We start from the raw sequence: 11,475 nt of genomic DNA on the forward strand, positions 1-11,475 counted from the left end.
GTCGCTCCCACACGTTCTACGCAATCGTGTCGCCGGTCGCGCTGTTCTTGTGATGGCGCAGATGAACAATCAGGTTGTAGACGGAGACGAACGCCGGGAAGAAATTCGAGATGATGCCCACCGAATCGTTCTTGCCGATGGTGAAATATCCCAGCAAGAGCGCACTGCCCACCACGGACAGCCACCAGAACGACAGCGGCATCACCACCCGCTTGTGTTTACGCGTGTAGTACAGCTGCACGAACCAGCGGCTGGTGAACATCACCGAGCCGAGCAGGCCGACGATCTTCCATGGCGTCAGCTCGAAATGCTGCAAGGCATGCAGGATGTGGGCAAATTCAGTGCTGAGAAAGTCCATGGTCGGGCGCTTTGGCGTTTGAAGAGCGGCGAGTTTACAACCCCCGGCACGCATCGCCGCCAAGCCCGGCTGCAACCGGCCAATATGCATTGTCCGGGCGGTCAAACGGACGCAGCCATTGACCAGCCACGTAACTCCCCCTAAAATCTCGCGTTCTCGGCGGGCGGTTAGCTCAGCGGTAGAGCACTGCCTTCACACGGCAGGTGTCACAAGTTCGATCCTTGTACCGCCCACCACGTATAACGACAAAGGCCCGGCATCGCCGGGCCTTTGTCGTTATCAGGCATGCCGGCGCACGTCGGCAATGGCGGCGCTCTTTGTCGCAGACCACGGACATTCCGCACGCAAACCGCGGCGGGATGCGGCGACGTTCTTCACCGTGACCGCCGCGAGAGGGCCCACATGGCCTTTTGCTGAGGCGACTACCCGCCCCTATCGATGCCCGGCCTGAGCGCTGCGTCATATGGCCAAAGGGCCAGCGTGTCACTTTCGCCTCCCGAAGACCCTTCGTTTCGTGGCCGCTGACAAAGGGCCACACGGGCTCATTGAAAAGGGCCTGGCTGGCCCTTAGCGGCGATGGATCAGCTGACGATGACGACGTCGGGCAAGCGTGGCGCTCCACACTGAATATGCTACATGGTCCGAACGCGGCGTCACATGCGATGGCCAACGACATGCGCATCGCGGGCAGAACAGCCGCGTGTCCAACGTGGACCAAGTGACGCTGTTCGGCCGAGCTACTCGATCAACGAGGCGTTCCGACAGACTCTCACGGGGTCGAATTGCAGGGGTTGCGCGAATCGGCGTCCGTGCTTTTCTCCGGTCAGACAAGCGACCCCGAGGAACGTCATGCCCCGCCACATCCCCACCGAAAGCGATCTTCCCCAAAAGCTGCTACGAGTGCTCGACTGGGTTCACCGCACCGGTTGGCCCACGCGCTCCCGCGACACGGCGATGGCGGCTGAAGTCTTTGACGCGTGGCGGTTAGCGACAGACGGCACCTGCCGCCATGGCAAACCGCACGACCGCCTGGCGTTGCTGGAGTCACTGCACCGCGTATTCAGCACAGTTCACGACGCCGATGCCACGGAGCATCTGTGTGTGCTGTTCGCCGTCACGCTTGAGGCGCATAGGCGATCCGCCGCACACGATCGCGACGGCACCGATGCATGACATCAGGGAACGGCCGTCGCGTCGTTCGCCAGCAAGACTTCCCGACGACAGCACCCGCCTTGACCGGGCCCCTTGCGCGAATGACGAACCATGCCACGTTGGAAATCACCCACCCATAGAGCTGCACCAATGACCCTGTATAGCCGTCGCGTTCTGGCCATTGCACTGATCTCTGGCATCACCACCTCGCTGACTGCCTGCGGTGGCGGCGGTGGCAACACGAAGCCGACCACGCCTCCGCCGTCCACCCCGGTGACTCCGCCCGTTACCCCGCCGGTCACGCCCCCAGTGACCCCGCCGGTTACGCCGTCGGTCACGACGAGCTACAACCCGCTGCGCAGCCAGCTCGACCCGGAAAATGTCCCGGCCGCGTGGGCAGAGAATCAGAATGGCACGGTGCTGTTGCAGGGTCAGGGCGTGAAAGTCGGCATCTTGGACTCCGGCGCTGACCCGACCAATGCGGCACTAGCGGGTCGCATCACTTCGTTCCTGGATTTTGTCATCCCTGGCAACACCACGGCGATGGATGGCTTTGGGCACGGCACGGTCATGGCCGAGATCATCGGTGGCACAGCCAATGCGGATGGTTCGGGCGGCGACGAGTTCTACGGCGGTGTCGCGCCTCTGTCCGATCTTTACATCGCTCGAGTGGGTGACGACACCGGCACCATCCAGTCGTCGCTGGCCCCCGGCGCGCTGACGTCCTTGCTCAACCAAGGCGTTCGCCTGTTCAACATGTCCTTCGGCGAAGCAAGCATGGTGACGTCCGGCGCTGATGGCGTGCCGAGCGACCCGAATTCGGTGATCACTGAAGAACATGGCTTTTACGCTCCCACCGTCGCTGCCGGCGGTTTGCTCGTTTGGGCCGCAGGTAACACGGGGGCTGCCCAACCGAGCATGGAAGGCGGCATGCCGTATCTCGAACCCAACCTGCAAAAAGGTTGGTTGACCGTCGTCAACGTGACGCTGAGCAGCAGCGGCACGGTGACTGGACTGGATACGTCGACAGCCACGCCGTCGAATGCGTGCGGCGTTGCCGCGGCGTGGTGCTTGGGCGCGCCCGGCGACGTCTTCTTTTCTCCGGTGACCGGCACGACGTTCAGCACGGGGCATGCTGATGGCACCTCCAACGCAACGGCGATCGTCACCGGTGTCGCGACCCTGGTGTGGCAGCAGTTCCCGTACTTCACCGGCAACAACGTGCAGGAGACGCTGCTGGGTACGGCAACGTCGCTGGGTAATCCAGCGCTGTACGGCTACGGTTTGGTGAATGCGGCGAAGGCCGTCAACGGACCGGGCGCCTTCGATTGGGGCGTCTTCGATGTGACGATGCCCAGCACGGCGACCGGCATCTTCTCCAATGCCATCTCCGGCACTGGCAGCTTGCAGCTTGACGGTGAAGGCACGCTGACGCTGACTGGCCAGAACACCTATACCGGCGGCACTGTCGTCAACGGCGGTCGGCTACAAGTGATGGGCTCCGTCGGCAACCTGACGGTGAACGGCAACGGTGGCGTGGAAGGCGGCGCTTCTGGCACGGGTGTGATCAACGGCAACATGATCAACAGCGGCACCTTCGACAACACCAAGGGCAACCTAGCCATCAAGGGCAACTACACGGCGAACGGCACCAGCACCACCATGGTCCAGCTCGGCACACCGCTGATGGTTGGCGGCAGTGCCACGATCAACGGCGGCGCCCTGGCGCTTTCGGCTACGTCCAGCTATGTCGTCAAAACCGTCGAACCGGTGCTCACAACGGGTACGGGACTGACCGGCACGTTCAGCACGCTCGATCTGGGCAGTGTCTTTGCGACCGGCACGCTGTCCTACACGGCGAACGCGGTTAACGCGACGGTCACGCGCTCGTCGGTCGCAGCCGTGGCATCCGAAGGGTTACCGGCCGCCGCCTTCTCCACGCAGCAGACGGCACAGCACATCGAGGCGGCGCTTCTGCAGGCCGACCAGTGGGCGGTAAACGACCCGACCGCGCACGCCCCGTTTTTGCAGTCGGCCAGTGCCTTCTTGTCCGCTGCGAATATGGCGGTGGCTTCCGCGTCGATCGACAGCCTTGCCGGCCAGATCCACGCATCATCGCAGGCGCTGAGCTTCCAGCAGGAAGGCATCGTCAACCGCACGCTGGCTGATCGCCTTTCCGATCCCGGCGCGTCAAGTTCGTCCGGTGGGTGGTTTCAGGGTACGGGTGTAGATGGCGATATCGGTAGCGCCGGCTTTGCAAGCGGCAAGTACAGCGGCGGCGGTGCGATGACCGGCTACGACCTGCCGCTGTCGCCCAACCTGATCGCCGGTGCGGCCCTGACCTGGAATCATCTGAGTACAACCTACGCGCTAGATACTGGCACCAGTTCCACGCGTAGCAGCGGCTTGTCATTGTACGGTCGCTTCGGCGAAGGCAATGCCTATGTCACGGGCCGTGTCGGACAGGACTGGCTCACGTCGGACATAAATCGTTGGGCCTTGCTGGGTGATGCCATCGACACCATCGCCAGTCAGCGCGATGACACGATGACGTTCCTCTACGGTGAGACGGGGTATCACCTCACGTTCGCTACTGCGTCGCTGATCCCGTTCGCCTCGCTCGGCTACAACCTCTTGCATCGAGGCGCGATCAACGAGGCCGGCGCCGGTGGTTTTGGCCTGATGGCACATAGCGAAGGCTTCGACCAGACCGACGGCCAGGTCGGCGCGCGCCTGACCTACGACTGGCTGTGGAGCGGTGGTCGTACGTATGTGTCGGGCTACGCCCTCTACCAGCGCGTCTTCAGCGGCGACGATCTGGCCTTCCATGCCGCCTACGCCGGTGCGTCGACTGCGACGTTCTCGGTCGAGGGAGTGAACTCGCCGCGCAACAGTGCATGGGCGGGTCTTGGCGTGACCACGCAGCTACGCCGCGGATGGTCGTGGTTCCTCAACCTGGATGGCCAGGTGGCCGGTGGCGATACGAACACCCGGGTGGTTTCCGCCGGCGTGAGGTTGAGCCTGTGATCAGAGTCAGATGCCTTTGCACGGGCTGATGCAGCACACCATTCACACACATCGGGAGCAGGTCTTGCAGGGAATCCTCAGGGCCTATTTGAGCGACAAGGGTTACGGCTTCATCAAAGGCGATGATGGAAAGGACTATTTTTTTCGCGAGGAGTCGTTCACGGATGCCGCGTAGATCGCCAAGATTGGTGGCGAAGCCATGATCACGTTTGATGAGCGCACCACACCCCAAGGTTACCGAGCCGACAGACTATCGCTGGTGTGCCGAACCCGCGTGACCACGTTCGTGCTACCTGACGACGTGCTGATCTCCAAGACGGACCGGTTGCACGGATGGGAGCTCGTTGAGATCTGCGACTGGATCGTCCACGGCGCCTCCCGCCAGTCGCCGGACCAAGCGAGAAAAGAACTCCAATGGAATGCGTGATGCCTTGGGGCCAACGCGCTCCTTGGTGTCGAGTACTACAAGTCAACGGGAGCGCAGGGCAACTACCGCTTCACCATTCACCATTTTCGAGGCCGTGTCGCGGCGGTGGGCAGGCGCAGCACGCGCAGTACGTATAGGGAAGCGGATCTGACGGGACTCAACCAACGCGCGCGAATGGCAAATCAGCAAATTGAAGAGAAGATCCGCTCGATGCGTCAGCGCCGATCGACGGTGGCGGCGACTCTTTTCATCGGCGGACTGATCTGTCTTGTTGCACAGATCGGGGCATTTATACCGAGCGTGGTTCTCGGTGTCGCCGGGGGCGTCACGCTTCTTTTTGGAAGCACCGATCGCTGGCTCGAGTACCGAATGGCCCCGATCGCCGTGGGATAAAAACGCGCAAGGGTGACCCGCGTCGTCGACGGAATCACGCCGCGAGGGGTGGCGGTTGCCGACGGTGTGGTCCTCCCACTACATGAGTTGGCCGTGTTGCGCGATCGTGATCCTACGGCAGAACCCAAAGCTGCCTTGCATGGCGCCGCAGCCAAACAACGATGGGCGCCAAAGCACACTATGAGAGGAGGAAAAGCATGAACGAGGATTTCTGGGCATTCGCCGACGGGTTGGTCAGAGGTGCCATCGTGGCGGCTTCCGCTCAACGAACAGTGGGCATGAAGTGCACCAGCGTGTGCTCACCGGTTCAGCTGACTTTGCAACAGTATTGATCCCAAACGGGCGCCTGCCGGGACAGCTCGATATCAAGAGTGCTGCCAACAACATCAAACGCGACCCATGTCTGAGCGCACCCTTCGCCGGGGATGGCGTGGCGGGCCTCCTCCTGCATGGCGCAACCCGCTTAGATAAACAAATGCTGAATATGATGGCCAATATATGATTTATATCCGCCATTTTTCCAGTAAGTATCTGATTACCAATAGATTTGCAGAGACGTATTCCGCCGGCAATTCCGACTAACTTTATAAATGTAGACTGAATACACAGCCATGCTGGTGATCGTATTCGCCAAAATACGCGTAGGCTGCGGAAATCAAAGAACATTTTCCGGAGCCATTTCCGCCAGTGAATCAGCCACGGATGCTACCCATCGCCGTCGCCCTGATCCGGTACGGCGCTCTGCCCTCCCAAGACCTTTACCAGAAGGTACAGGACGAGTTCGGGAGCGAGCGCAGCTTTCAGCGCGCCTTGAGCGACACCCCAAACCTGATTCGCCTTGGGTCCAAGCGGAATCGGGGGTATGCCATCGCGCGTACCGACATTCCCCCATCGCCCCTCTACATGCGCCATCAAGACGGGAGCGACTCCTTCCTCGGCAACCTTGTAGCGCTGGAAGCAAATCAGTGGACCTGGGATGACGCGGCCACGCAACCGTGGTGGATGCCGTTGTCGCAGCTGAGCGAGACCCTGCCGGTCTACCAGGGCCTGCCCTGGTTCATGGATGCTTTCCGGCCCGCCGGCTTCCTGGGCCGCACCTGGGTCCGTGAGCACGCTGCCGCACAGGGCTGGTCGCTGGACATCCAATCCTGGACGGATCAACAAATCCTGTCCGCCGCGCTGCAGGTGCCTTGGGACTGGCGAGGCCATCTGTCGCTCGGTCCCCTCCACCCGATGGAAGACGGCGTCGTTGCCATCGGCGATCGAAGGAAGGAATACGCCAGGCGCGCCAACCTCGTCCTCGATGGCGTCATGATCGGCGCCTCGGCGGATGGCGAGCAGCCCAAGTTCACCGCCATCGTTGCCGAAGGGGATCGCCGCCGCTCGGTGCTGGTGAAGTTCTCGCCCCGCATGACGGGTAATCCGGCGGCGCGGCGCTGGGGAGACATCATGCTCACCGAAGCCGTTGCGCAGCAGACGATGGCGATCCATGGGCTGGACTCGGCCGCCACCGAGGTCTGGATGCACGACGATCGCATATGGCTGGAAACCACGCGCTTTGACCGTGTCGGCGCGCGTGGTCGTGAGGGTATGGTGTCCCTGCGCGCGCTGGCGTACAGCTATCAGTACCAGGGGCCGGCAAACGGGTGGGTTCAGGCGGCAGAACACCTGCAGAAACGGGACGCACTCCTCGAAGAGGACGTGGCCAAGGTGCGTCACATCGCCACCATCGGCCACCTGTTGCTCAACACCGACATGCACATGGGAAACCTGAGTTTCATCGTTGGTACCAGCCCGCCCTACCGACTCCGACTGGCGCCGATATACGACATGACGCCGATGCGCTGGGTACCGGTGGGGGCGCAGAACGCGGTGCCACCGCTGGCGCCCGAGCCGCTGTTCAAGACAAACGATCGCGAATCGATGGTGATCGCTGCGGAAATTTGGGAAGACACGTCCCGGCGGGACCTGGCGACCGACGAGTGGCGGGAGTGGTCCGCGCAGCGGGCACAGCAAATTCGCGAAGCGCTGGCAGCAATTCCAGGCTGATAGCACGCGCGCGCTGTTGATGGTGGTGGTCGTGGTGCCACCGGTCGATGGTGGTGGCCAGCCGGGATGCGATTTCAAGGTGAAGTCGGACTGACTTCGCCTCTTTCCCCGGGGTAAATCTACCTGTCGATAGTTAGCTCGGACCGCCAAAAAAACGGCGGCACTGTTTGGAAAGCGCCGCCGGCGTTTTTATTCGACGAGGTTATCTAAAGGCAGCTCGATTGGCCGAACGCATTACCCGCGATATCGATACAACCATCTAACATTGGAAGGCCGCTAGCTGGATTAAAAGACAACATGTGTTGACCGAATTCTCCGTGAACGATGCCGCCGATGTCGATACCGTGGTTTGTCATGGATAGACCAGTGGCGAGGTTGATGCCCATCGAATCCGCATCGATTACGCCAGTGCACGGATAGTGGCCGGACATATGGCCAGCGATATCCAGACCACTATCTAGCATGGGAAGGCCGCTAGTCGCATTCAGAGACAATAGGTGTTGATCGATCATTCCGTAAACGTTGCCACCGATGTCGATACTTTGATCTGCCATCGGTAGACCCGTGGCGGGGTTGACGCGCATTGGATCATCATTGCATGGGCCAATGTACGGACTGCAGTCAGCACGCCGTTTTGCTGACCTTCTGCTCGGCACATGGGTAGGTTTTCCTTTCATGACCATATAACTGAACATGGCAATGAAAAGGATTCCTCCACAAATAACGAGTGCAACGGTTTCATAGTCCAATTTTCCTCTCCTTAAACATGAACACAAAGCCTACGGCCGGCACAGTCGATCTGCGCCGCTCGCCTCAGATAGACCAACTCTTCGCAGAGATCCCGTGCGCGCGCTTTCCTTGCGGATTAACGTTCATCGTCGCCAGTTCGCGCCGTAAGGCGGGCAGGTCGGCGTACTGAGCATCCAACGGATCACGTTGACGCGGTGTCATTGGGCATCGGGGTTTGAACATCGAGGACCTACTCCTTCTCATCGATGGCCGAATCGTCCGGCCCCTGCACTTCACGCGCGGATCGCATCACCCGATCCAGCTCGTCCTGACGCTGTTCCAGCACCGTAATTCGCTCGAGCAGATGAGTCAGGGTGGCGTGCCACGTGTCCTTGGACCGCTCCGCATTGCTGTCGACAGTAGACGGTTCCATCCTTTGATCGGGCTCAGAGTGAATGATGGGGCGACGCTCATCCTTGCGCCCCTTCCCCCTCATGGCATCGTCCGTGACCCGGTTTAGCCAGTGACACAGGGCCAAGACAGGTGCAAAAAAACCCCGTGGCGTTTCCCGGACCCCCTGGATGAAGCCGTCTTTAAAAGCCTTCAGAGATTCATTCATTGCCTTCCTCCATTAATAGATACTTGTTGTGGTCCCGCTTTGTCGCCGATTGACATCCTCCCCCTCATCTCTGCCCTATTCCTCACCATCCACCGATGGCGGCCGCCAGGACGCCGGCCTCGTACGGACGCGCGATCTCCCACCCCGACGCACCCAGTAGTCGCGCGATGTATCGGAAGCGACTTTCCAGCTCACTTTCACCGGCCCGCCCCTCCTGCGGGTGCGCGGCCAGATCCCCGATGCCGGACACGATGCGACCGCGCAAACTGCGCATCTTTTCGCTGTAGGCGTCGCGACTGGTTAGCGCCACCTGCTCGATCGACGAGCGCACAAGATTCCGTTCCGGTGCACGGCCGTCCAGGACTCGATGCACACGTACCATGGCGTCCACGATGGACTCATACAGGTCCTGCCACGACGGCCGACAAGCCAATTCGTCGTAAAGAGGCTCTTTTCCGAGTTGACGCTTATCGGCAACCAGCACAAGCAGCTGGCGTAACAGGGCCAAAGCATCGGTGTAGTCCACGTAGTCGGCCGCCGAGAGGTGGCCTTCCGCCATTTCGATTTGATCGAGTAGGGCCAACCCTCGACAGCGGGCCGGATGCGTGTCGCCCAGCTCCGCGATGACCCGGGTGATGAGCGCGCCAGCCACCAGATTCGGCACCATGCGTCGGGGATCGTTGAGCAACAGGGCAACCCCTTCGATGGCCATCATCGGAGTCAACCCGTCCAGACCGGCGAGCAGATCTTCATGGGTCAACCCCTCACACGCGACGGCGAACCCTTCGCGGTCAGCGGTGAAGTGCCAGGGTGCGACCCAGCGGACGCGAACGTCTGCACCGCGCACACGTCGCTCGACAGTGATGACGCCCATGACATCCCGATACATGCCGGTGACCGGGGCGGCGATCTCACCCTCTGGAGTGACGAGGACGCCAGCCACGGGATCACGCCGATCGACTTCCCGAGACTCACCTTCGGGTGAGATCAGCCACTTGTGCACGAGATGCGCGTGGATGGCATCGAAGACGGCGTGAGGCGTACCCTCCAGTGCCTCGTCGAGAATCAACTGCAGGCTCGGCCGCTCGGTGATGGAGGCGAGGACCTCGCCCACCTGCGGACACTGTTCGCCCATGCGCGGCAGTGGCGTGATTGCCGTCTCAACCAAACGTCCGTCCTTGTCCCAATAACAAAAAAGGGGAACGCCGAAGGCCAATGGGTGCGTGCAAGGCCTAACCGCCCAGCACTGGATTTGGCAGGTGCCGGACACGGCCTCGTTGAATGCCATCGTCATCAGGCGACCAACGCGATGCGGTGGCCACACACCATCGGAACGTCAGGTTGATGTGTCGTGTTCCGCCGCCGATGGGGCTCTGCCGGATTACCCTCCAGTTGCCACTGCGCCTCGAGCGTGCGCCGAAGGTTGACCTGCACAGGTAGCAAAGGCCGAAATCTCGCACTCATGATGTCAATCGCGTCACATTGGCCGACCAACTGAAGCGTGGTCACCGGAGAGCTGCAGAACAGTTCGAACGACACATCCAACGTGCTAATCGATGCGTGCTCGAAGATTTCCGTGAGAGTGAAACCGTGGATCTTTTCCATGAGGAGCCCCTTGTCCGTAGAGTGATTCACCTCATGGATACCACTCCTCGCCTGTAGCGCAAGAGCCCCCACCGCTCAGGATCTCCACGACTTACAGCACCGACAAAACACACCACCCGTCCGCCCCTTCTCACTCACATGCTCTGGCGGTATTCACCCATTGTCATGCGATACCCCGGACCAGCGCACCGAACGCCGTGCCGTCCTGCCGGGTGAGATTGGGAACGAAACGTGCGTAGCGCGTGAATAGCATCCGCGCATCGCTGTGCCCCATCTGGCGTCGAATGAATTCGACATTCTCCCCGGCAGCCAGCATCAACGTGGCGTAGGTGTGCCGCGTTTGATAGGCGCGCCGGCGCGTCAAGCCCAAGGCATCCAGCACGGGGTACCACGTCCGCCGGGTGACGTTGCGTCGATTCAGTGGCGTGCCATTGCGCGAACAGAAGACCAGGCTTCCACGACCGGTGCGGTCATGCTGCCTTTCAAGGGCAGCCACGACCGGCGCCGCGAGAACCACATCACGTCGGCCTGCACGGGTTTTAGGGGTTTCCCATTCGCCGTCGACCCAAGCGCGATTCACCGACAACATGGCGCCCTGAAGATCCACATCCGCCCACATCAATCCATCCGCTTCGCCCGTGCGAAGACCTGTGAGGAAGCGCACCGAAAAATAATCGGCCCAGCGCGGCTCCAGTGCGCCGAGGATCGCCTCCATCTGCGCCAGCGAAAACGGATGAATATCGGGCTCCACAATCTGCAAAGCTTTAAGTCCTATGGTCGGATCCGGACACCCGTAACGCTGTGTGCCCTCGCGCAAGAGGGCCGCAAGGACTCCAACCACTTTATTGATGCGCGCTGCGGAAGGATGGCGGTCATGCGAATGCATCCAAGCACGGAAAGCCAGGAGATCCGCACGCGCGATGGCATCCAAGGAACGATCGCCAATCGACGGTAGCACCCAAAAATCCAGTGCCTCTCCTACCGTACGGGCGTGGGAGCGTTTCCATTCCGGCAGTCGCTCTGTTTGCCATGTGCCTGCGAACGCTTCGAGCGTCGGAATCCCCAGGGCGCGTTCTTCTGGTATCCAGACGGGCTTGCTCATCAGCGTCACTCCTC

12 protein-coding genes and 1 tRNA gene are annotated in these 11,475 nt (G+C 61.1%); 7 read left to right on the forward strand and 6 right to left on the reverse strand.

From position 1 onward, the window contains the following. Nucleotides 1–16 precede the first annotated feature (16 nt). Nucleotides 17–358 carry a lipid-A-disaccharide synthase N-terminal domain-containing protein gene (locus tag HDE77_RS16160; RefSeq protein WP_184418951.1) on the reverse strand — a complete coding sequence of 114 codons (342 nt, stop codon included), beginning with the start codon at nt 356–358 and terminating at the stop codon, nt 17–19. A gap of 161 nt (nt 359–519) precedes the next feature. On the opposite strand from HDE77_RS16160, the gene HDE77_RS16165 reads away from it, so the two are divergent. The 7 genes from HDE77_RS16165 to HDE77_RS16195 all read left to right on the forward strand — a co-directional run bounded on the left by HDE77_RS16165 (nt 520) and on the right by HDE77_RS16195 (nt 7,406). After that, nucleotides 520–594: transfer RNA gene (locus tag HDE77_RS16165), tRNA-Val, on the forward strand. A gap of 613 nt (nt 595–1,207) precedes the next feature. Then, the gene (locus HDE77_RS16170; RefSeq protein WP_184418952.1) at nt 1,208–1,531 is read left to right on the forward strand and encodes a hypothetical protein; all 324 of its coding nucleotides are present in this window, start codon (nt 1,208–1,210) and stop codon (nt 1,529–1,531) included. A gap of 129 nt (nt 1,532–1,660) precedes the next feature. After that, nucleotides 1,661–4,537 carry an autotransporter domain-containing protein gene (locus HDE77_RS16175; protein WP_184418953.1) on the forward strand — a complete coding sequence of 959 codons (2,877 nt, stop codon included), beginning with the start codon at nt 1,661–1,663 and terminating at the stop codon, nt 4,535–4,537. A gap of 28 nt (nt 4,538–4,565) precedes the next feature. Then, nucleotides 4,566–4,712 (forward strand): hypothetical protein, encoded by a 147-nt coding sequence (locus tag HDE77_RS16180; protein ID WP_184418954.1) that lies wholly within the window; start codon nt 4,566–4,568, stop codon nt 4,710–4,712. A 24-nt stretch (nt 4,713–4,736) separates the two neighbouring features. Further along, nucleotides 4,737–4,964 (forward strand): hypothetical protein, encoded by a 228-nt coding sequence (locus tag HDE77_RS16185; RefSeq protein ID WP_184418955.1) that lies wholly within the window; start codon nt 4,737–4,739, stop codon nt 4,962–4,964. Between the two features lie 174 nt (nt 4,965–5,138). Further along, nucleotides 5,139–5,357, forward strand: a complete 219-nt coding sequence (locus HDE77_RS16190; RefSeq protein ID WP_184418956.1) for a hypothetical protein — start codon at nt 5,139–5,141, stop codon at nt 5,355–5,357. 702 nt (nt 5,358–6,059) lie between these two features. Then, nucleotides 6,060–7,406 (forward strand): HipA domain-containing protein, encoded by a 1,347-nt coding sequence (locus HDE77_RS16195; RefSeq protein WP_184418957.1) that lies wholly within the window; start codon nt 6,060–6,062, stop codon nt 7,404–7,406. A gap of 206 nt (nt 7,407–7,612) precedes the next feature. On the opposite strand, the gene HDE77_RS16200 is transcribed toward HDE77_RS16195, so the two are convergent. The 5 genes from HDE77_RS16200 to HDE77_RS16220 form a co-directional block, all read right to left on the reverse strand. Then, complete coding sequence (locus HDE77_RS16200; RefSeq protein WP_184418958.1) at nt 7,613–8,155, reverse strand: hypothetical protein; 543 nt, start codon at nt 8,153–8,155, stop codon at nt 7,613–7,615. Between the two features lie 230 nt (nt 8,156–8,385). Beyond that, nucleotides 8,386–8,754, reverse strand: coding sequence for a hypothetical protein (locus tag HDE77_RS16205; RefSeq protein WP_184418959.1), 369 nt, complete (start codon nt 8,752–8,754; stop codon nt 8,386–8,388). A gap of 82 nt (nt 8,755–8,836) precedes the next feature. Then, nucleotides 8,837–10,048: a hypothetical protein gene (locus HDE77_RS16210; RefSeq protein ID WP_184418960.1), complete on the reverse strand. Its 1,212-nt coding sequence runs from the start codon at nt 10,046–10,048 to the stop codon at nt 8,837–8,839. Then, nucleotides 10,048–10,359 carry a hypothetical protein gene (locus HDE77_RS16215; protein ID WP_184418961.1) on the reverse strand — a complete coding sequence of 104 codons (312 nt, stop codon included), beginning with the start codon at nt 10,357–10,359 and terminating at the stop codon, nt 10,048–10,050. The genes HDE77_RS16210 and HDE77_RS16215 overlap by 1 nt, the downstream gene beginning before the upstream one ends. Before the next feature lie 163 nt (nt 10,360–10,522). After that, on the reverse strand, nt 10,523–11,461 hold the full coding sequence (locus HDE77_RS16220; protein WP_184418962.1) for a site-specific integrase: 939 nt from the start codon (nt 11,459–11,461) through the stop codon (nt 10,523–10,525). Between the last annotated feature and the right edge of the window lie 14 nt (nt 11,462–11,475).

Source organism: Rhodanobacter sp. MP7CTX1 (genome assembly GCF_014205795.1).
In the GTDB taxonomy this organism is placed as follows: Bacteria; Pseudomonadota; Gammaproteobacteria; order Xanthomonadales; family Rhodanobacteraceae; genus Rhodanobacter.

What these genes read in the sequence shown, in the direction of transcription:
- HDE77_RS16205 (WP_184418959.1), bottom strand. Translation starts at nt 8,754, where the DNA reads ATGAATGAATCTCTGAAGGCTTTTAAAGACGGCTTCATCCAGGGGGTC.
- HDE77_RS16170 (WP_184418952.1), top strand. Translation starts at nt 1,208, where the DNA reads ATGCCCCGCCACATCCCCACCGAAAGCGATCTTCCCCAAAAGCTGCTA.
- HDE77_RS16180 (WP_184418954.1), top strand. Translation starts at nt 4,566, where the DNA reads ATGCAGCACACCATTCACACACATCGGGAGCAGGTCTTGCAGGGAATC.
- HDE77_RS16215 (WP_184418961.1), bottom strand. Translation starts at nt 10,359, where the DNA reads ATGGAAAAGATCCACGGTTTCACTCTCACGGAAATCTTCGAGCACGCA.
- HDE77_RS16220 (WP_184418962.1), bottom strand. Translation starts at nt 11,461, where the DNA reads ATGAGCAAGCCCGTCTGGATACCAGAAGAACGCGCCCTGGGGATTCCG.
- HDE77_RS16175 (WP_184418953.1), top strand. Translation starts at nt 1,661, where the DNA reads ATGACCCTGTATAGCCGTCGCGTTCTGGCCATTGCACTGATCTCTGGC.
- HDE77_RS16185 (WP_184418955.1), top strand. Translation starts at nt 4,737, where the DNA reads ATGATCACGTTTGATGAGCGCACCACACCCCAAGGTTACCGAGCCGAC.
- HDE77_RS16160 (WP_184418951.1), bottom strand. Translation starts at nt 358, where the DNA reads ATGGACTTTCTCAGCACTGAATTTGCCCACATCCTGCATGCCTTGCAG.
- HDE77_RS16195 (WP_184418957.1), top strand. Translation starts at nt 6,060, where the DNA reads ATGCTACCCATCGCCGTCGCCCTGATCCGGTACGGCGCTCTGCCCTCC.
- HDE77_RS16190 (WP_184418956.1), top strand. Translation starts at nt 5,139, where the DNA reads ATGGCAAATCAGCAAATTGAAGAGAAGATCCGCTCGATGCGTCAGCGC.
- HDE77_RS16210 (WP_184418960.1), bottom strand. Translation starts at nt 10,048, where the DNA reads ATGACGATGGCATTCAACGAGGCCGTGTCCGGCACCTGCCAAATCCAG.